Here is a 20,016-nt window from a genome sequence, read left to right as displayed (position 1 = left end):
ATGCTGCCAATTTTCAAAAAATTGCGCCCCGGAGGGAGGAATGTCCGTGAGCCAGCGTCAATACGCGTTCCAGCGGGAGAGCGCCGCCCCCGGCGGGTCCCCCAGGCTGGCCTACGTCTCCCGGGCTCAGTACAGCCCGGAGTGGAACTCCAGCCTCCACACCCACGGCTGCGCCGAGCTCTTTTTCATCACCGGGGGCCACGGCCGCTTCCGCACCCGGCGGGAGGAGTTTCCCGTTGCCATCCACGACGCGGTTATCGTCAACGCCAACGTGCCCCACACGGAGGCCAGCCAGCTGGACAGCCCCCTGGAGTACGCCGTTTTGGGGGTGGAGGGGCTGGAAACCATGGCCGGGGCCGAGGGCTACGCCCTGCTCCACCTTCACTCCGGCTGGGAGGAGCTGATGGGCTGCCTCCACCTGATGCTTCAGGAGGCGGAAGCCGCCCTTCCGGGCTATGAGCGGGTCTGCCGGAGCCTTTTGGACGTGGTGCTGGTCCGGCTGAACCGCCAGCGGGACGCCGCCCTTTCCGGCGAGCCCTCCGGCGCCCGGTCCAGCCGGGAGTGCGACCTGGTCCGGCGGTACATCGACAATCATTTCAAGGAGAACCTGAACCTGGACCAATTGGCCCGGCTGGCCCATCTGAACAAGTATTATCTGGCCCACGCCTTCCGCCGGGAGTTCGGCGTGTCCCCCATCAGCTACCTGAACTCCCGCCGCATTGAGGAGAGCCGCTTCCTCCTCCGGGAGACGGACCACACCCTGTCCCTCATCGCTCAGATTCTGGGTTTTTCCTCCCTGAGCTACTTCTCCCAGTGTTTCCGCCGGGTGGAGGGCGTCAGCCCCCTGGAGTACCGGAGGCGGAACCGCTCGTGAAGCCGTATTGAAAAGAAGCCCCCGCCGGCAGGCGGGGGCTTCTTGCAGTAAAGTTTGAGAGTGCGGGAAAGGAAAAAAGGGGCCCTTATCCTTCCCGATGTTCCGATTCCTCCGGATCGGGCTCCGGGGAGTGGCGCTGAAAAATCTTTTCAAAAAACAGGGAGGCCAGCAGCGCGGCAATCACCGGCATAAAGACGACCGGCCACCACTCTTCTATGCAGAACGCGGCGGTCTGAACCGTCAGCAGCACCACCACAACGGTGCTGGGCAGGTGGGCGATGGTAAGCTGAAGGGCCGTGCGAAACAGCCCGCCCACGCCGTAGTCGAACCGCCCTAGCAGGGGGAAAAGCCAGCACAATACCCCCGCCGGAAGCGTGAGGGCAAAATAGTAGGCCACGTAGAGCACATAGGCCCATCCTCCCCAGTGGGTCCCGTACCAGCGGACAATGAAATGCCCCCCGAACAGCAGCAGGGCCAGGGGGATCGCAATGAGCCCCGCCAGCAGGCCAACCTTGAAATTTTGCAGGAAGGAGCGAAAGAAGTACCCGAAGGCCCCGCTCTCCCGGCCCCGCACGCACTTGACCACCGTGTAGTACAGCGCCGCCGTGGCCGGGCCGATGGTGACGGCGGGCAGGCATAGGACCGCCCAGAAGATGGACAGCCCGACGATGTCTACCAGGGTGCTCAGCCAGACCCAGATGCCCTTTTCAGGATTAAAGAATTCGCCCATGCCCGTCTCCTATACGCATTTCTGCGTCAGCGCCTTGCCCACGGACCGGCGGTTTTGCTCCGCCTCTTCCGGGTCCCGGCGGATGAACTCGCTGAGAAGCGCCTCCACCACATAGAGCTGAGCGATGAGAGCGGAGGTGGAACCAAACTGGAAGGGCTGCTCGTTGGGGCCGCAGAGGAGCACCGCGTCGGCGTAGGCGCTGGCGGGGGAATTCGGATAGCGGGTCACCAGGATCAGCTTCCCGCCCCGGTTTCGGATGACTTCCACCGCCTCCAGCAGCTCGTGGGTGGCCCCGGAGTAAGAGAAGTACAGCACCGCGTCCCCCTCCGCCAGGGTGGACAGGACCACCGTCTGCATATGGGAGTCCTGAATGGTCTTGAACTTTGGGGACGTGGTGGAGAATTGGGCCCAGGCGGCCAGTGCCACCACCGAGTGATTCCCCTGGCCCAGGCAGATCACCTGGCCCGCCCGGCGCAGAAGGTCCGCCGCCCGGATGATCTCCTGCTCCGAGAGCATGTGGTAGGCGTTATTGAGCGCGTCTTGGACGGCGGAGAGCACCTTGCCCATGACGGCGGCGGCAGAGTCCCCCTCCGTGATTTCGCTCCCCGGTTCGCTGAAAGCCGCCCGGGCGGGCAGCGCCGCCCGGGCCAGCTCCAGCTTGAAGTCGTTGAATCCCGCCAGCTTTAACTTCCGGCAGAACAGGGACACGGTGGACACCGCCACGCCGCACTGGGCACTCAGATCGGTGATGCTGACATATTGGGTTTCCTCCTGGTGTTCCAGTACATAATCGACGATTTTCCGCTCCGAGCGGGTGAAGCGCTCGTACTCCTGGATCATCAGCGCGATGATATCCTTGCCCATCCGCGTCTCCTTGCTTACTCTCCGAGAATTTCCCCTATCAGCTTGTCAGCCAGGATCATGCTCCGGGGCAGGTGGAAGGGCCCCTTGAAGGTGCTGCCCTTGGTGCTGGGCTCCGTGGGCAGGCCGTCCCGGCGGAGGTAGCCGTACCACTCGCCATATTCCGGGTCGGCGAAGTGGGCCTTGCAGTAGTCCAGGGTTTTGTAGAACCAGTCCAGGTATTTCTCCTCCCGGGTGTCCCGGTACAGCATGAGGGAGGCAATCAGAATTTCATTGTGGGGCCACCAGAGCTTCATGTCGTGCTCATAGGCCTCCGGGGGCTTGCCCAGGCAGTCGGTGAAGTACAGCAGCCCGCCGTACTTCTGGTCCCATCCGGCGGCGATGGCCCAGTCAAACATCTCCGCCGCCTTTTGGACCAGAGCCTTGTCCCCGGTCCGCTGGGCGTGCTCCAGCAGGAACCACACGCCCTCAATGTCGTGGCCGGGGTTGACCGTGCGGCCCTCGGTGTAGTACAGCCTCGGCGTTCCGTCCACGTCCACGTTCTCCAGGGTGCATTTCAGCTCCGGTTTCACATGGTATTTGAAGATGTCCTCCACGCACTGCCGGGCCCGCTCCTCATAGAGGGCCTTCCGCTCCGGGTCCGTCCGCAGCAGCACGCCGGTGACGTTCAAAATGATCATGGGCGTGCCGAAGGCCCGGCCCGTCCGGGTTTCGGGAATGGTCTTGGGGCCCATGCCCACGGGGTCCGGCTTGCCCTGGCTCAGGTCCCAATAGAGATCGTAGCACCGGCGGGCCCGTTCCAGGCGGGCCTTGTCCCCCGTCACGCCGTAGTACTCGGCGTTGGCGATGGCACAGAAGGCCTCGGAGAAATAGTAGCGCCGCTGGCGCAGCGGCTGTCCCTCCGCCGTGACGGTGAAATACATCCGGCCGCCGCACTCGCGGTTAAAGCAGTGGGCCTCCATAAAGTCCAGGCAGCTTTTCGACGCGTCCAGCCACTCCTGCCTGACCCCGTAGTTGTGGCAGAGAAACGCGAAAATCCAGCCGCAGCGGCCCTGCATCCAGACGCTTTTGTCGGTGGAGTAAATCTCGCCCTTCCGGTCCAGGCAGGTGTATACGCCGCCGTGTTCTTTATCCATGCCGTGCTCCAGCCAAAAGGCGGCGGAGCGCTCCAGCTCTCCCCGGACCCAGGTCCGGGCTTCCTGTAATGTTTGCCGATCCATCATATTCCTCTTTTCTGAATGCTCCCGGCCAGTTGGGGGCATTGGGTTCTTTGTGGGGCCTGGCCATTGGATAGCCGCTGGCGGCTTTGCCGCTTACGGATACCGCATCCCCCTGCGGGGACCTGGCCGGGCCATTTTCCCGGAAATTCCAGGCGCCCGGGACCCCTTATTTGCGCTCCGGCAGGCTGGCGGCGGCCATGGACTGGCCCACCCGGCGGAACTTCTCGTCGGGCAGCTCCGGGACGATCTTCCCGGTGAGCTCCGGATACTCGTCGGCCAGCACCTTCTTGGCGGTATCCAGGATGAGGTCGCCGCCCTTGCCGCTCATGACCCGGCCCAGCAGCAGCACATGGCGGCAGCCGTAGAGGTCAAAGTAATAGGCCAGGGTGTGGCCCAGGTACACGCCGATGGACTCGTAGACCTTGGCGGCCCGGGGGTCGTCCTGGGCCATGAGGGCCTGGACGGCTTTCAGCTTCTCGGCGGGGGAGGCGTTCTCATCCAGCTCGATGCCCGCCCGGGGGGCCAGCTTGATGACGCCGTCCTGGGAGAAGTACTTCACGCCGCAGCCGATGTCCCCGCTCCACTCGTCCCGCATGGCGTCCGGCTGGGCGTCCACGGGGACGAAGGCCAGCTCGTTGAGCCAGCCGGTGATCCGGCCTTCCTCATCCACATACCCGACGGCCTCGCTGGTGCCCATGGCGATGCCCAGGACGCTGTTGTCGTTCAGGCTCATGGCTCCCGCCAGGGCGGAGACGTCTCCGTCGTTGATGACGCAGTAGGGCACGTCCCCGAAGGTGTCGTGAATGGCCCGGATGTAGATGTCCTTGACCTTCTCGTCGTAGATTTCCTTGGGAACCTTGAGGAAGAGGGAGGCGTTCATGGTCCGGTTGTTGATGAACACACCGGCGGAGCTGACGCCCACCGCGTCCACCCGGGGCATGTGCTCCGCGGCGGATTTCAGGGCGGAGACAATGCCGTCATAGTGGTAGTCCGGGTCGGAGTTGGTCTTGGGGAACCAGACCACCTCCTCGGAGTAGACCGTTTCGCCGTCGATGACGGCGGAGACCTTCCGGTCGCTTCCGCCGGCGTCGAAGCCGATGCGGCAGCCCTCCATGTGGCCGCCGATGGCCTTGGGAGCGTCCTTGGCCTCGGGGATTTCGTCCACCAGCACCACTTCGAAGGGGTGCTCGAAGACGCCGGCCATGTAGTCCCAGTCGAATTCCTGCTGCCCTCCAGCGCAGTAGACGGATTTCAGGTACTCGCAGACGCCCGCGTCGCCGCTGACGTAAACCTTGAAGCCGCCCTTCATCCAGAGGATGGTCTTCACCAGGCGTTCAATGTAATAGTGGTCGGCCCCGGCCATCTCCGGCGTGCCGTGAATGAAGGTATGGCAGGAGGCCATCTGGCCGTCCGCCCGCTCCACGGCGATGCCCACGGGCTTTTTCGCCGTGGCCAGGAAGGCGCGGTTGAACCGCATGAGGGGAATAAAGTCCGGGTCCAGGGAAGGCGTGTGTTTGAGCGCCACATTGATGCCGAAACGATCCATAATATTCTCCTTTATCCATTCGTTCTAAGTCGCGGGACGCCGCCGGGAATGGTACTTGCAGGGCAACAAATTGATGATAACACAAATTTATCCAATTTTCAATCCCTGGAATATATTCCCGTCGTACATTTTGCCGGGGAAACGCGAAGGCCCCGGCGGAGCCGCCGCGGGAGGCGGTTCCACCGGGGCCGGGCTTTCAAATTTCATCCCCGCTGTTGTATTTTGTGCGGATCAGGATGTCCGTGTAGAGCAGCTCTTTTTCCGGCGCTTTGCCGTTTAGCAGGTAGTTATAGAGAATCTGCAGGGGCTGCCGCCCCTGCTCCAGGGCCACCTGATCCAACACGAAGCTCAGATCCCCGCTTTGCAGAAGGCGGCGGTTTGGCGCGTTCAGATCGTAGGCCACCACCCGGACCCGGCCCTTGCGGCGCTCGTCCTCCACGGCCCGGCAGACGCCCCGCTGGCCGTTGGAGGTGATATAGACGCAGGCAAGGGAAGGGTACTCCCGGAGGGTGTGCTGGGCAATTTCGTGGGCGTAGTCGTCCCGGTCGAAACAGGGCTGGAAGGGAAGGAGCTGGATATCCCCCTCGCCTTTCAGCGTGTCCAGAAAGCCCTGAAGGCGGCTGTAATGGGCGCCGTTATTGACGTGCCCGGCAATGGGGAGGACCAGCCCGCCCCCCGGCAGCATCTGCCGGACGAGGCCCGCCGCCGTCTGTCCCGCCCGGTAGCTGTCCATGCCCACGAAGCACAGCCGCCTGCTGTCCGGCGCGTCGGTGTTAAAGGTCACCACCGGCACGCCCTGCTCGTGGAGCCGGTCAATCCGCCGGACCAAATCCGGGGTGTTGTTGGAGGCGACGGCCAGTCCGGCGGCGCCCCATTCCATCAGCTCGTCAATCTGCCGGAGGACCTTGGCGGTATCCCGGCCCTGGACCTCCCGGATGTCCACCTCCAGGCCGGAGACCCGGAGCTCCTCCGCGGCCTGCCGGGCCCCGGCGGCCACGTCCTGCATGGTGGGCGTCTCCGCCGACTGGAGAATGGCCCCCAGCCGGAGGCCCTGCCGGGCCCGGACCAGGGCCTGTCCGATGGAGTTGGGGCGGTAGCCCAGCTCTTCGGCAATCTTCCGGATGCGGTCGGCTACCTCGGGGTTCACCCGGCCCCGGTTGTGGAGAGCCCGGTCCACCGTTCCCCGGGAGACCCCCGCCAGCTCGGCGATCTGCTGTGAAGTTACCGCCATGCCGCGCCCCTCCCCTCTGTTTCAATATGCGGGCATTATAGCACATCCCCCGCCCTTTGGCAAGGGAATTTCCAGGACTTCTCCAAATTGAACGCTATTGCACGCATTTTTGCGGCGGAGAAGGGAGAATTGCACAAGAAAGCTCCCCCGGCTTTTCCGGCTTCTCCAAACTTTTGCGTTTTGAGGAAATTTACCGAAAATGCCCTTGCAAAGCCGGGATTTCTATGGTATTTTGATACCAGTCAATCAAAAAGCCCGTCTGGGATTTCTACAGCGTGTTGCCGCGCGCTTCCCGGCGGGACCGCCTGCCTGCCGCCCTCGATGCGTGCGTTTTGCGTGCCTCTGTTTCCTTTCCCACAACTTGAATGGAGGCTGTAACAATGACGTTCTTCAGTTCACTCGCATGGACGCTGATTTCCTTCGTCCTCTTTACCGCTCTGGTGGCGATCATCTCCGGCTGGAAGACCCGGGGCGACGACCTGGACTCCGCCGAGGGTTATTTCCTGGCGGGCCGGGGCCTGCCGGGCGTTGTCATCGCCGGGTCCCTGCTGCTGACCAACCTCTCCGCCGAGCAGCTGGTGGGCCTGAACGGCCAGAGCTGGGCGTCCAACATGGGCCCCATCGCCTGGGAGGTGGGCTCCATGTTCACCCTGCTGGCGCTGGCCTACTACTTCCTGCCCCGGTATCTGAAAATGGGGGCCATGACCATCCCCTCTTTGATGGAGGTCCGCTACGGCAAGGGCACGAAGACCATGTTCTCCCTGGTTATTGTGGTGATGTATTCCATTTTAAACCTGCCGGTTATCCTGTACTCCGGCGCGGTGGTCTTTGAGCAGATCTTCGGCATCTCCGGCATGCTGGGCGTGAGCAAGTTCCAGTCGGTGGCCATCCTGTGCCTGATTATCGGCATCATCGGCGGCTGCTACGCCATCTTCGGCGGACTGAAAGCCGTGGCGGTGTCCGACACCATCAACGGCATTGGATTAATCGTCGGCGGGCTGATGGTCCCCTTCCTGGGCCTCGCGGCGCTGGCCTCCCAGACCGGGGGCAGCGGGATCCTCGACGGCATCCAATACATCGTCCAGGCGGACCCGGCGAAAATGAACGCCGTCAACGCCTGGAACGCGGCGGAGCCGGAGGTCCCCTGGCCCCTCATCATCACCGGCATGTTCTTCAACAACCTCTACTGGTGGTGCACGAACCAGTCCTTTGTCCAGCGGGCCCTGGCGGCCAAGTCCCTGAAAGAGGGCCAGAAGGGCGCGATTTTCTGCGGCTTTCTCAAGTGCCTGGGCCCCCTGTACCTGGTTATCCCCGGCATCATCGCCTTCTATCTGCCCTCCATTCAGGACGCCATCGCCGCCGCCGGTGAGCAGGCCATCGACTTCGCCTACCCGGCGCTGATTTCCGCCATCATTCCCAAGCCGGTGATGGGCTTCTTCGCCGCCGTCATGTTCGGCGCGATCCTGTCCTCCTTCAACTCGGTGCTGAATTCCGCCTCCACCATGTTTACGCTGGACCTGTACCGCTCCGCGTTCAAGCCCGGCGCCTCCGACGCCCACTGCGTCAAGGTGGGCAAAATCTACGGGACCATTGCGGGCTGCGTGTCCATTGTCATTGCCCCCTTCGTGATGAACGCCAAGGGCATCACCACCTTCCTGAACTCCATGAGCCAGTTTGTGTCCCTGCCGGTGCTGTGTGCCGTCCTGGGAGTGTTCCTGTTCAAGCGCCTGCCCGCCTATACGCCGAAGGTTATCACCATCTTCCATGTGGTCTGCTATGGCGTGTTCCTCCTCGTTGCCCCCAGCTACCCCGGCACGGACAATCCCATTCACTATCTCTACGCCATGGCGGTGCTGTTCCCCGTGGAGCTCGTCATCATGTGGGCCCTGAACAAGTACCGGCCCGCCCAGGAGTATGTGCCCCAGGACGTGGGCGCGGTGGACCTGACGCCCTGGAAGTACCGGCATGTGGTTTCCATCGTCGGCCTGATTCTGGCGGTGGCCATCTACATCCTGTTCTCCCCCTTGGGCATCGCCGCCTGATGCGTTCGCGCGCTGTAGCCGCCCGGTAGTTTCGGCGGCCCGGTATCTTCATAGAAACGCTCCGCGGGTCTCCCGCGGGGCGTTTCGTTTGCCCTGGGGAAGTTTGCGTGCAGAACGCAAAGCGGGCCGTTTATATTTGGGCATCTTCTTCAAAAACGGCGGCCGCCCTATGGCGGAGACAGAGGATTTCACAATTTCTGTTCCGGATTATTGTGAAGAATACGCCGATATTTTGCTTGCGTTCTCGTGAACGCTTTGCTATAATCGGAGCTAGAGAAAAGGAAATGAAACGCAGGCAAAGGCACACATCGCAAAGGCGTCGCCTCCGGCGGCTCCGGCAAGAGCCCGCCAGGCGCAAGGCAAGTGCATCCGGAACAATGTCATAAAACCAACTTATTTTTATAGGAGGAAATCGTTATGGAACTCAACATCTGCTTAATCGGCTGCGGCATGATTGGAAAGGAACACATCGAGCGCATCCAGAACCGTATCCGGGGGGCCAAGGTCGTGGCCGTCTGCGACGTGTTTGAAGAGGGCGTGAAGAAGGGCGCGGAGCTGGCGGGCCCCGGAACCAAGACCTACACGGACTTCAACGAGGCCATCAACGACCCGGACGTGAATGCGGTCGTGGTCACCACGCCGGGTCAGTTCCACAAGGACCCCGTCCTGGCCGCCATTAAGGCCGGAAAGCCCGTCTTCTGCGAAAAGCCCCTGGCCAACACCGCCGCCGACTGCAAGGCCGTGGTGGACGCGGAGATGGCCTCCGGCAAGCACCTGGTCCAGATCGGCTTCATGCGCCGCTATGACCGGGGCTACAACCAGGTGAAGGAGCTGCTGGACTCCGGCAAGTTCGGCACCCCCCTGATTGTGAAGTGCACCCACCGGGCCGACGGCGTGGCCCCCAGCTACACCACCGCCATGGCGGTTACGGACACCGCCATCCACGAGATCGACTGCCTGCCCTGGCTGGTGAACGACGAGTGGGACGAGGTTCAGTGCATTCTCCCCAAGGTCACCAGCAAGGCTCATGAAGGACTCCGGGACCCCCAGGTTATGATCATGAAAACCAAGGGCGGCATCGTGGTGATGCTGGAAGTCAATGTGAACTGCGGCTTCGGCTATGACATCAACTGCGAGGTGGTCTGTGAAAACGGCGTGGTGAACCTGCCCTGCCCGTCCTTCCCGACGGTCCGCTATGCCAATCAGGTTTCCACCAAGATTGAGGACAACTGGATTCTCCGCTTCATCGACTCCTACGACGTGGAGATCCAGGACTGGGTGGACCACGCCCTCAAGGGCGAGACGGGCGGCTCCTCCGCCTGGGACGGGTATGTTGCCTCCATCACCGCCGACGCCCTGGTGAAGTCCCAGACCTCCGGCCAGGCGGAGAAGGTGGTCACCGGCGGCACCCCGGATTTCTATAAGAAATAAGACCTCTTCTTGACTTATCCATATATCGGAAAGGAGCGCCTATAATGAAAATCGCGTTCGACGTCGACGTTTTAGCCAAGCAGATGCCCATCAGGGATTACGTCCGCAAGGTGGCCGACTGGGGTTATAAATACATCGAGCAGTCCCCCCATCCCCGCATCAACCCCTTCTATAAGCACCCCCTGTTCTCCAAGGAGTGCGAGGAGGAGTACCGCAAGGCCCTGAAGGAAACCGGCGTGGAAATCTCCAGCTTCATCGTGGTCTACCGCTGGTCCGGCCCCACCGAGGAGCAGAGGCAGCACGCGGTTGCCAACTGGAAGCGGATGATTCAGATTGCCGTGGACATGGGCGTTCCCGTTATCAACACCGAGTTCTCCGGCGACCCCAACCAGCAGGAGATCTGCAACGGCATGTTCTTCCGCTCCATGGAGGAGCTGCTGCCCATCATTGAGCGGGAGGGCCTCCGGGTGGAAATCCAGTCCCACCCCTACGACTTCTGCGAGCTCAACGACGAGACCTGCGACATCGTGAAGTCCTTCCGGTCCAAGAACCTGGGTTATGTGTACTCCGCGTCCCACGGCTTCTTCTACGACCAGGGCAAGGGCGACGTGCGCCACATGCTGAAATACGCCGGCGACGAGCTGACCCATGTCCTCCTGGCCGACACCTGGAACCAGACCAAGGACTGCCGTTACATCCTGAACCCCCCCTGGCTGAACGCCAGAGGCCGGGCGGACGTGACCATCCACCAGCACACGGCCATGGGCGAAGGGGAAGTGGACTTTGACGGCATCTTCGAGACCCTGCGGGAGATGGACTTTGTCAACAAGCAGCTCAAGCCCGGCGCGCCCAAGGCGGGCGGGGACAATATCATCTGCGTCAGCTACTTCGGCTTCCCGGAGAAGATGGATCAACAGGCCCCCGAGGCGCTGGAACGCATTCAGAGCGAGCTTTTGGGCAGGTAAGACGGGAGATCCCGCTTACATACTTCTTTTCTCTGCGGGACGCCCAATCGGAAACGGCTGGGCGTTCCCGCGCAATTGGAAAACCCCGCCGCCGGGTATACAATTATGGAACGATTAAGGAACGATAAGGAGAACGAGCCATGAAAATCGGATTTAACGAAGGCTGCAACCGCTTCTGCGAGAACCACTCCGTGCTGGAGGACCTGGCCCTGTGCGAGAAATACGGCTTTGACTACATCGACGTCCAGTCCGAGTGCCTGGACCGGGAGCTGGCCGCCGGGAAATACACCCTGGAGCAGCTGGGGGACTTCTTCCGGAGCCATAAGCTGAAAATGCTGTCCTACAACGCCCTGATTTTCTTCAACATGAAGCAGACCCAGGCGGAGAAGGACGCCGTCATGGCCCAGCTGGACGAGATCATCCGCCGCTGTGAGATTCTGGACTGCAAGATGATCGTCGTCGTGCCCTCCATGGACCTGACGGTCCACGCCACCGTGGACGAAATCAAGGCCGACGCCGTGGCCGTCCTCAAGGAGATGGTCAAGAAGGTGGAGCCCCACGGCATCAAGCTGTCCCTGGAGTTCTGCGGCGCGCCTACTATGTCCATCAACCGCTTTGAGTACGCCTATGACATCGTGAAGGCCGTGGATTCTCCCCTGGTGGGCGTGACCCTGGACCAGTTCCACTTCAACGCCATGGCCTCCGGCTGGGACGCCCTGGAAAAGGCCGACGGCAGGAAAATCTTCGTCTGGCACCTCAACGGCACGGAGAACATGCCCTGCGGCGCGTCCTACAACACCGACGAAAAGCGCCTCTGGCCCGGCGAGAGCGGCGACTGCCTGGACCATAAGCGCTTCGCGGACACCCTGAAAAAGATCGGCTTCGAAGGGGACGTTTGCACCATCGAGGTCTTCCGGCCCGACTATTATAAGCTCTCCAGCGAGGAGAACATCAAGAAGGCCGCCGAGGTCACCCGGGCCCACGTGGAGAAGTATTGGTAAAATATAAGCCGCCAGAACGGCCCCGGCACTGCCGGGGCTTTCGGCCTGATTTAAAATGGCGAAAGGGAGTGTCACCATGAGCAAGGTATTTGGATATCCCAAGTTTGACGAACGCGGCGAAATGGTCCTTACCACTTACGACGGGGACTACGCCGCCATGCTGATGGACGTGCGGGTCTACCAAATGAAGGCGGGGGAAACCCGCAGCTTCTGCCGCCCCGGCGAGGAGATCGCGGTGCTGCTGCTTCACGGCAGGGTGAGCTATACCTGGGAGACCCAGCGGGCCGAGGCCGTCCGCCGGAACGTCTTCACCGAGGGCCCGTGGTGCGTCCACGCCTCCGGCGGGGTGGAAATTGCCGTCACCGCAGAGGCTGGGGCGGAGATTCTGGTCCAGTGCACGAAGAACGAGAAGAGCTTCTCCAGCCGCCTCTACCGCCCGGAGGACGCCCCCTGGAAATACTCCTGCGTGGGCAAGTTCGGCGGCGTGGCCCAGCGGCGGGTCAACACCATTTTCGACCACGAGATCTGCCCGGACTCCAACATGGTCCTGGGGGAAGTGCTGAACGACCGGGGGAACTGGTCCGGGTATCTTCCCCACCGGCATCCCCAGCCGGAGACTTACTTCTTCCTTTTTGACCGGCCCGAGGGGTTCGGGGCCAGCTTTGTGGGGGACGAGGTGTTTAAGAGCGTGGACCACAGCTTTTCCGCCATCCCCGGCGGGGCGCTGCATCCCCAGGCCGTGGCCCCGGGCTTCCAGATGTACACCACCTGGATGATTCGGCACCTGGAGGGCAATCCCTGGCTCCAAACCGACCGCTGCGAGGACGAGCGCTACACCTGGCTCCACGAGGTCTGACTTCGCCTGTGCCGAGCGCGGCGGCGGGCAAAAAAATGATATCTGCGGGAAACGGGAAACGCGGCCGCGTTTCAGCGTCCCGGAGAAACCGGCAGGGCCTGTCGCGGCAGCGGCGGGCCCTGCCGGTCTGTCTGCCGGAAGCGGCGGCTTGGCGGGCTGAACATCCAAATGTTTCCTGTTTCAGAAAAGCGCGGCAGCGTGTTTCAGCCGAAACAAGTGAAACAAAATGTTTCAACTGTTTCAAATTGCGTTTCATGCTTTTCCTAAGTTCTCCGATGCTGTATAATTTGCCTGGAACATTCCCTGGAAGCAGCGCCGGTCTTGTCGGTTTCCGCCTGGTGACTTTGCCGAAATCTTGACAATCTATTCACACACAATTCACAAAAAGGGAGCTTTCCGAGAGCGGGAGGAGTGAAAGTTTCAATTTTGGCACGAAATTTGCTATATTATCTGCCGAAGCGAGTTCGCGGAAACCGGACATATTTCGCGGATAAAAGGTGATTTGTGGAGGTATGATTATGAGTGAAAAGCCTATCCTCGGCGTTCTTCTGGGCAACTCCGCCGGCGTTGGCCCGGAGCTGGTGGCCATGCTGGCCGTGAAGGATTACTACAAGGATTACTGCCGCCCCGTCATCATCGGAGACCTGCGCATGTTCGAGCACGGGCTGAAGGTCGTGGGGGGGGACGTGCCCCACTACGTGGTCGGCGATCTCAGCGAGTGCGATTGGTCCAAGGGCTTCCCCGTGCTGGACCTGAAGGACCAGGACCCCGCCCAGGTGGTCTACGGTGAGGCCAACGCTTACTGCGGGGCCAGCGACCTCAGGCAGCTGGATACCGGCATTGCGCTTTGCAAGGCCGGAAAAATCGAGGGCTTCGTCTTCGGCCCCTTCCACAAGGGCGCCATGAAGATGGCGGGGCTCCACGACGAGAGCGAGCACACCTATCTGGCCCACGCGTTCAACCTCACCACCCCCTTCTGTGAGGTCAATATGATGGACGATCTCATGACCGTCCGGACCACCAGCCATGTGCCCATCAGCGAGGTCAGCTCCATCATCAATGAAACCACCCTCCGGGAGGCTATCGAGCTGGGCGAGATCACCGGCGAGAGCCTGGGCCATAAGCCCCGCATCGCGGTGGCGGCCCTGAACCCCCACTGCGGCGAGTTCGGCCTGTGCGGCCGGGAGGAAGTGGACATCATCGGGCCCACCATTGAAAAGGTGGTGAAGGAGACCGGCTGGAACGTCACCGGCCCCTATTCCGCCGACACCCTCTTCATCAGCGCCCTGGCGGGGGACTTCGACGTGGTGGTGACCATGTACCACGACCAGGGCCAGATCGCCTTGAAGCTGGTGGGCTTCCAGCGCTGCATCACCGTGGCGGGAGGCCAGCCCTATCCCATCGCCACCTGCGCCCACGGCACCGCCTTCGACAAGGTGGGCAAGGCCAGCGTCACCACCGATTCCTTCGAGCGGGCCGTCCGCACCACCGCCAAGATGGCGGAGGCAAAACGGACGAAGGGTCAGTAACCGGCCGGGAGCCGCCGGGCCGGAAGCGCCTGTTCCGGTGGCCGCCGTCTTCAAATATATAAAATTTTATAGTAAAATGTAGGAGAGGTGACAAGAATGGATTTGGTAGTTCTGGTAGGAGCGTTTTTCCTGCTGCTCTTCCTGGGCATTCCCATTGCTTTCGCGCTGTGTCTTTCCGCGCTGGCGTACCTGGTGCTGTACTCCCAGGTTCCGCTGATTATCATTGCCCAGCAGATGCTTAAGGGTGTAGACTCCTTCACGCTGATGGCGATTCCGTTTTTTGTGATCGCGGGCTGCCTGATGCAGAACGGAGGCATTTCCCGGCGCATCGTGGATTTCGCGAAGAAGCTGGTGGGCTGGCTCCCCGGCGGCATGGCGGTGGTGGACATCGTGGCCAGCATGATCTTCGCCGCTATGACCGGAGCGGGCGCGGCCACCACGGCGGCTGTGGGCGGCATCATGATCCCCTCCATGGAAGAAGAGGGGTATGACCCGGGCTTTGCCAGCGCGATCCAGGCTATGGGCGGCATTTTTGGACCCATCATTCCGCCCAGCATTCTGATGGTGCTCTACGCGGTGGCCTCCGGCGAGTCCGTGGGCGACATGCTGATGGCGGGACTGCTGCCCGGCCTGCTTTTGGGCCTGGTTCTGATTGTGGTGGTGGTGCTGCTGTGTGTAAAGAAGGGCTACACCGGCAAAAGCCGGTTCAACGCCGGAGAGGCGCTGCGTTCCTTCGGCCGGGCCTTCTTCGCGCTGTTGGCGCCGCTGATCATCCTGGGCGGCATCTATTCCGGTTTTGTAACGCCTACGGAAGCTTCCGCGATCTGCTGCTTCTACTGCCTGGTCATTGGGCTTTTCGTCTACCGGGAGATCAAGCCGAAAGAAATCTGCCGTATTGTCTTTGACGGCGTGAAGAGCGCCGCCGGAATCATGCTGATCGTGGCCTCCACCCAGGTATTCGGCTGGGTCATCACCCGGGCGGGCATCCCCCAGACCCTGGCGCGGATGTTTACCTCCTCCATCAGCAGCCCCCTGGTGTTCACCTTCGCGGTTTGCCTGATTCTGCTGGTGGCGGGCTGCTTCATCGACGCGGTGCCCGCGCTGCTGATTTTCGCCCCCATCTTCTGCCCCACCGCCCAGGCCTACGGCATCAACATGGTGTACTTCGGCGTGGTAATGGTGATTGTGCTCTGCATCGGCCTGGCTACGCCTCCGGTGGGCATCAATCTGTACGTGGCCTCCAGTGTTGGAGGCCAGCCGGTCCATAAAATCATTCCCCACCTGCCCATCCCTCTGATGGCTATCTTTGTCGGCACGCTGCTGGTGGTGCTGTTCCCCGGCATTGTGACCTTCCTCCCCAGCGTCCTGTAAGCGTTCCCTAAATTTAAATATAAGGAGATTATCACGATGAAAAAGAAAATTTTGGCGTTTACCCTGGCTCTGGCCCTGGCCCTCACCCTGGCTGCTTGCGGCGGCGGCAACGGCTCTGGCAACGGCGGCGGTTCTCAAGACGGCGGCGCGGCCGCTCCCTCCGGCGACGTGCCCGCGGCGGGACCTGCCGCGTCCGCGGAGGTTTCCGGCGATAACATGACCATCAGCCTCTTCGCGGGCTCCCTGCCGGAGAACACCCCCACCGGCGGCGCCCTGGCGGTGATGGCGGAGTATATCAACGCTTATTCCAACGGCACCATCCAGGCCGAGGCCTTCTATGACACCGCCCTGGGCGACGCCACCTCCATGGTTCAGGGCCTGCAGCAGGGCACCGTGGACATCGGCGTGGCGGGCACGGCCTATTTCTCCGGCCTGGTGCCTGAAATTGAGGTGTTCCAGCTTCCCTTCCTGTTCGGTGATCTGGAGAGCGCCCGGACGGCCACCGACGGCCCCGCCGCCGACGCGATCAACGCCAAATTCGAGTCCGTGGGCATCAAGGGCCTGTCCTTCTGGGAGAACGGCTTCCGGGAGCTGACTAACAACGTCCGCCCCGTCTCCACTCCCGACGATATGTCCGGCATCAAGATGCGCACGCTCCCCGCCGAGGTTCAGGTGGAGACCTGGAAGGCCATGGGCGCCCTGCCCACCACCATCGACGCCTCTGAGCTTTATACCGCCCTTCAGCAGGGCACCGTCAGCGCCCAGGACAACCCCCTCCACGAGATTGTTTCCCGGAAGTTCTATGAGGTGCAGCCCTACGTGACCCTGACCGACGCGGTGTACACCCCGCTTTACATGGGCATGAGCAAGGCCACCTGGGACCGGATGAGCGAGTCTCAGCAGGCCCTGATTCAGGAGGCCGCCGACGTGGCCCGCCAGAAGCAGCTGGAGCTGACCGACGAGGCGCAGGCCGCCGCTCTCCAGACCCTGATTGACAACAAGTGCGAAATCGTGGAAGAGCCCGATAAGGACGCGTTTAAGCAGAAGGCTATGCCCACCTGGGCCATCTTTACCGATCAGTACGGCACGGACCTGGTGGATATGATTCAGAAATAAGCCCCATTTTAGAAAGAAGGAGTGACGCAACATGCGAAGAATCGTAGATCTGACCGTGCCCATTGAGGAACATTGGCGCTACGGGTTCAAGGTGACGCCCGTCAAAACCCACGCGAACGGGGACCCCTGGCAGAACGCGTCCTACAACCTGGAGTCTCACTGGTACACGCACATTGACGCTCCGCTCCACTTCGACCCCAACGGCGAGTCCCTGGACGCCTATCCCATTCAGGACTGGGCCATCACGGACTGCCTGGTGCTGGATTTCTCCGACTGCGGCGACAACACGGCCATCACCGCCGAGATGCTGGAAAAGGCCAACGAGCGCTTCCGGGACCGGCACTTTGACAGCCTGCTGATCCGCACGGACCGGGCCAGAAAGGCCGAATGGACCTCCACGGAATACTGGGATAATTCTCCCTATCTGACGGAGGACGCCGGCATCTGGCTCAAGAACTACCACCCCAAGCTGGTGGGGTACGACTTCGCCCAGGATTACGCCATCCGCAAAATCCGCACCATGAAGCCCGGCGACGAGATTCCCCAGCCGGTTCATGAGCACGTCCTGAAACAGGGCAAAATTCTCCAGATTGAGTACATCACCAACCTGTGGGAAATCGGCTCTCCCGTCTGCCAGCTCATTGCCCTGCCCTTGAACACCCAGCACGCGGACGGCAGCCAGATCCGCGTGATCGCCGTTGTAGAAGAGTGAGGTCCATATGGAAAACGTATCCTCTGTGAAAACGCTGCCCGAGAAGCTGCTGGACGGGTCGAAGATTCTGTTTGGCTTCCTGGGCGTTGTGATGATTCTGGTGGAGACCTACGCGGTGTTTGGCCGTGAGATTTTAAAGGTCCCCGTTCCCTGGGCGGACGAGATGCTGAAGCTCCTTTTCGTGTGGTGCATTTTCGTGGGGTCCGCGCTGGCCTTCCTCTCGGATGACCTCATTTCGCTGACCCTGATTGAAGACCGCGCCAAAGAGAAGGGGAACATGAAGCTCTTTGGGATTTTGAAGATTGTGCAGTATGCCGCCGCCCTGGGCATCTCCGCGCTGCTTGTGGTGCAATTGTTCACCATTGTCGGCACGCAGCTGTCCACCGGAGAGGCTACCACCGTGCTGAAATACCCCCTGTGGGTGTTGAACAGCGGCATCCTGATCGGCATGGGGCTGATTGTGGCCGCGAGCGTTGGAAAGCTGATCGGCTGCGCAAAATACTTCAAGAACTGACCCGTGGGAAGGCGGAAGGCCGACGTCTGAATCCTCCCTCCCTCAACAGCCGGGCCGCTATTCCCGCGGCCCGGCTTTCCCGTAAACCCGGCGGAAGCAGCCCGAACCTGTCGTAAAGGAGAACTGTATGGTCAATGTTGTGATTTTCGCGCCCTCCCCGGACCAGCTGGGCTATATCGGAGACCTGCTGCGGAGATTACAGACCGACGAGGTACGCATTGACGCGATTCACCATTTCGGAAGCCCCGAGATCTTAAACCACCTGAACCACTACGACGTCATTATTGCCCGGGGCATTACCTACCGGATGCTCTGCGGGCTGTATCCCGGCAAGCATATCACCCACCTGGGCTTCGACGGGACGGATATCCTGTCCGCCCTGCTGGAGTGCCGGGAGTCCTTCCACCCGAAAAAAATCGGCCTGTGCCTCCACCACGACGGCCTGAAGGCCGTGCTCCCGGGACTCAGCGAGCTCTGCCGGGCGGAGCTGAAGCTCTACGAGGTGCTGGATGAGCAGAGCGCCTATGATGCGGTGGAGGCGTGCCGCAGGGACGGCATGGAGGCCATCGTCAGCGGAGGCACCGTCAGCAACATCTGCCGGGAGCAGGGCTTTCCCTGCACCTATATCCACATCCGGCCCGCCACCTTGGAGCGGGCCATCGAGGAAGCGCTGAACACCGCCCGGGTCATCAATACCGAGCGGACGAAAACCAATATCATCCGCATGATCCTGGACAACAGCGACGACGCGGTACTGGCGGTGGACGAGACCGGCCACATCCTGGAGGCCAACGACCAGGCTTATCAGCTCTATGGCCTGGCCTTCATCGCCGGCTGGAGGGGCGGCTCCGTTCAGCGGCTGAACGCGGGGCTGACCTTTATCGGCAGCCGGGAGGAGCCCTGCCGGGACGGGGAGGAGAAGCTGGTGACCATCGGCGGCCAGAGGTACTATGTCCGCTATAAGCTCATCTCCGGCGAGGACTCCGGCGTGGGCACCCTGATCACCACCAGCGCCGCCTCCAAAATCCTCCAGGAGGAGCGCCGGATTCGAAAGAGCCTTGTTCAAAAGGGCCCCTCCGCCAAGTATACCTTCCGCAGCATCATCGCGGTCAATCCGGAGATGCGCAAGAAGGTGGAGATTGCCAAAAAGTTCAGCCGGGCGGACTCCGACGTGCTGATTACCGGGGAGACGGGCACCGGCAAGGAGCTGTTCGCCCACAGCATCCACTCCGCCAGCGGGCGGATGTCCCAGCCCTTTGTGGCCATCAACTGCGCCACGCTGCCGGAAAATCTTCTGGAGAGCGAGCTGTTCGGCTATGAGCCCGGCTCCTTCTCCGGCGCGTCCCGGGAGGGACGGATGGGCCTTTTTGAGCTGGCCCACCGGGGAACCATCTTCTTAGACGAGATCGGGGAAATTCCCGTGGCCCTCCAGGCCAAGCTGCTGCGGGTCCTTCAGGAAAAGGAGATCCGCCGCATCGGCAGCGCGTCGGTCATCCCCATCGACGTGCGGGTCATCGCCGCCACCAACGTCAACATTCGGGAGCAGATTGCCCTGGGAAAATTCCGAAGCGACCTTTTGTACCGGCTCAACGCCCTGGAGATCTCCATTCCGCCCCTGCGGGAGCGGCCGGACGACGTGATTCCCCTGATGGAAGGCCAGCTCCGCATTCTGGCGGCGGGCCTGGGCAAGCAGGTCCCCAAGCTGACCCCGGAAGCCCAGAAGCTGCTGTGCCGCTATGCCTGGCCCGGCAACGTCCGGGAACTGCGCAACATCTGCGAGCGGCTGGTGGTCTTGTCCGACGCGGCGGATGTGACGGTGGAGGATCTAAACGAGCTCCACAGCTTTTCCGGCGCGCCCTCCGGCGTTCCAGACCCCGCCCCCACCCCTCTGCCAGCGTCGTTCCCGGTTTCCCAGCCGGGCAAGACCAAACAGGAGATTGCCCGGGAGCTGGGCGTTAGCCGGACCACCCTCTGGCGGATGAGCAAGCGGCAGGAGGGGCAAAAATAACCCGGCTAT

Annotated in this window: 17 protein-coding genes; 12 read left to right on the top strand and 5 right to left on the bottom strand. The window is 61.8% G+C overall.

What is annotated here, in order from left to right; genetic code table 11:
* Nucleotides 1-46 precede the first annotated feature (46 nt).
* Nucleotides 47-874, top strand: a complete 828-nt coding sequence (locus Q1M04_RS09040) for an AraC family transcriptional regulator (RefSeq protein ID WP_297998894.1) — start codon at nt 47-49, stop codon at nt 872-874.
* An 85-nt stretch (nt 875-959) separates the two neighbouring features.
* On the opposite strand, the gene Q1M04_RS09035 is transcribed toward Q1M04_RS09040, so the two are convergent.
* The 5 genes from Q1M04_RS09035 to Q1M04_RS09015 all read right to left on the bottom strand — a co-directional run bounded on the left by Q1M04_RS09035 (nt 960) and on the right by Q1M04_RS09015 (nt 6,462).
* Nucleotides 960-1,604: a YesL family protein gene (locus tag Q1M04_RS09035; protein WP_297998891.1), complete on the bottom strand. Its 645-nt coding sequence runs from the start codon at nt 1,602-1,604 to the stop codon at nt 960-962.
* Nucleotides 1,605-1,613: 9 nt separating this feature from the next.
* Entirely contained in the window at nt 1,614-2,468 is an 855-nt protein-coding gene (locus Q1M04_RS09030; protein WP_297998889.1) for a MurR/RpiR family transcriptional regulator, read from the bottom strand.
* A 14-nt stretch (nt 2,469-2,482) separates the two neighbouring features.
* Nucleotides 2,483-3,685: an AGE family epimerase/isomerase gene (locus Q1M04_RS09025; protein WP_293278697.1), complete on the bottom strand. Its 1,203-nt coding sequence runs from the start codon at nt 3,683-3,685 to the stop codon at nt 2,483-2,485.
* A 166-nt stretch (nt 3,686-3,851) separates the two neighbouring features.
* On the bottom strand, nt 3,852-5,231 hold the full coding sequence (locus tag Q1M04_RS09020; protein WP_293278699.1) for an ROK family protein: 1,380 nt from the start codon (nt 5,229-5,231) through the stop codon (nt 3,852-3,854).
* 196 nt (nt 5,232-5,427) lie between these two features.
* Complete coding sequence (locus Q1M04_RS09015) at nt 5,428-6,462, bottom strand: LacI family DNA-binding transcriptional regulator (protein WP_293278701.1); 1,035 nt, start codon at nt 6,460-6,462, stop codon at nt 5,428-5,430.
* Nucleotides 6,463-6,842: 380 nt separating this feature from the next.
* Between Q1M04_RS09015 and Q1M04_RS09010 the strand changes: the two genes are divergently transcribed.
* From Q1M04_RS09010 to Q1M04_RS08960, 11 genes are all read left to right on the top strand, one after another.
* On the top strand, nt 6,843-8,504 hold the full coding sequence (locus tag Q1M04_RS09010) for a solute:sodium symporter family transporter (RefSeq protein ID WP_295754879.1): 1,662 nt from the start codon (nt 6,843-6,845) through the stop codon (nt 8,502-8,504).
* Nucleotides 8,505-8,921: 417 nt separating this feature from the next.
* Nucleotides 8,922-9,935 carry a Gfo/Idh/MocA family protein gene (locus Q1M04_RS09005; protein ID WP_297998882.1) on the top strand — a complete coding sequence of 338 codons (1,014 nt, stop codon included), beginning with the start codon at nt 8,922-8,924 and terminating at the stop codon, nt 9,933-9,935.
* A gap of 44 nt (nt 9,936-9,979) precedes the next feature.
* Nucleotides 9,980-10,900, top strand: coding sequence for a sugar phosphate isomerase/epimerase family protein (locus tag Q1M04_RS09000; RefSeq protein ID WP_293278707.1), 921 nt, complete (start codon nt 9,980-9,982; stop codon nt 10,898-10,900).
* Nucleotides 10,901-11,040: 140 nt separating this feature from the next.
* Nucleotides 11,041-11,901, top strand: a complete 861-nt coding sequence (locus Q1M04_RS08995) for a sugar phosphate isomerase/epimerase (protein ID WP_295754875.1) — start codon at nt 11,041-11,043, stop codon at nt 11,899-11,901.
* Nucleotides 11,902-11,977: 76 nt separating this feature from the next.
* Nucleotides 11,978-12,757, top strand: a complete 780-nt coding sequence (locus Q1M04_RS08990; protein ID WP_297998881.1) for a 5-deoxy-glucuronate isomerase — start codon at nt 11,978-11,980, stop codon at nt 12,755-12,757.
* A 518-nt stretch (nt 12,758-13,275) separates the two neighbouring features.
* Nucleotides 13,276-14,286: a 4-hydroxythreonine-4-phosphate dehydrogenase PdxA gene (locus Q1M04_RS08985; RefSeq protein ID WP_297998879.1), complete on the top strand. Its 1,011-nt coding sequence runs from the start codon at nt 13,276-13,278 to the stop codon at nt 14,284-14,286.
* 96 nt (nt 14,287-14,382) lie between these two features.
* The gene (locus Q1M04_RS08980; protein WP_204790322.1) at nt 14,383-15,657 is read left to right on the top strand and encodes a TRAP transporter large permease; all 1,275 of its coding nucleotides are present in this window, start codon (nt 14,383-14,385) and stop codon (nt 15,655-15,657) included.
* A 36-nt stretch (nt 15,658-15,693) separates the two neighbouring features.
* The gene (locus tag Q1M04_RS08975) at nt 15,694-16,773 is read left to right on the top strand and encodes a DctP family TRAP transporter solute-binding subunit (RefSeq protein WP_293278718.1); all 1,080 of its coding nucleotides are present in this window, start codon (nt 15,694-15,696) and stop codon (nt 16,771-16,773) included.
* A 31-nt stretch (nt 16,774-16,804) separates the two neighbouring features.
* A complete protein-coding gene (locus tag Q1M04_RS08970) occupies nt 16,805-17,485 on the top strand; it encodes a cyclase family protein (RefSeq protein WP_293278721.1) in 681 nt (226 codons plus the stop codon).
* 7 nt (nt 17,486-17,492) lie between these two features.
* A complete protein-coding gene (locus tag Q1M04_RS08965) occupies nt 17,493-17,999 on the top strand; it encodes a TRAP transporter small permease (protein ID WP_293278723.1) in 507 nt (168 codons plus the stop codon).
* A gap of 127 nt (nt 18,000-18,126) precedes the next feature.
* Nucleotides 18,127-20,007, top strand: coding sequence for a sigma 54-interacting transcriptional regulator (locus tag Q1M04_RS08960; protein ID WP_297998876.1), 1,881 nt, complete (start codon nt 18,127-18,129; stop codon nt 20,005-20,007).
* Nucleotides 20,008-20,016 lie beyond the last annotated feature (9 nt).

It is taken from the genome of uncultured Oscillibacter sp., assembly GCF_950073225.1.
Lineage (GTDB): Bacteria > Bacillota > Clostridia > Oscillospirales > Oscillospiraceae > Oscillibacter.
This window is presented reverse-complemented; position numbering and strand designations above follow the sequence as displayed.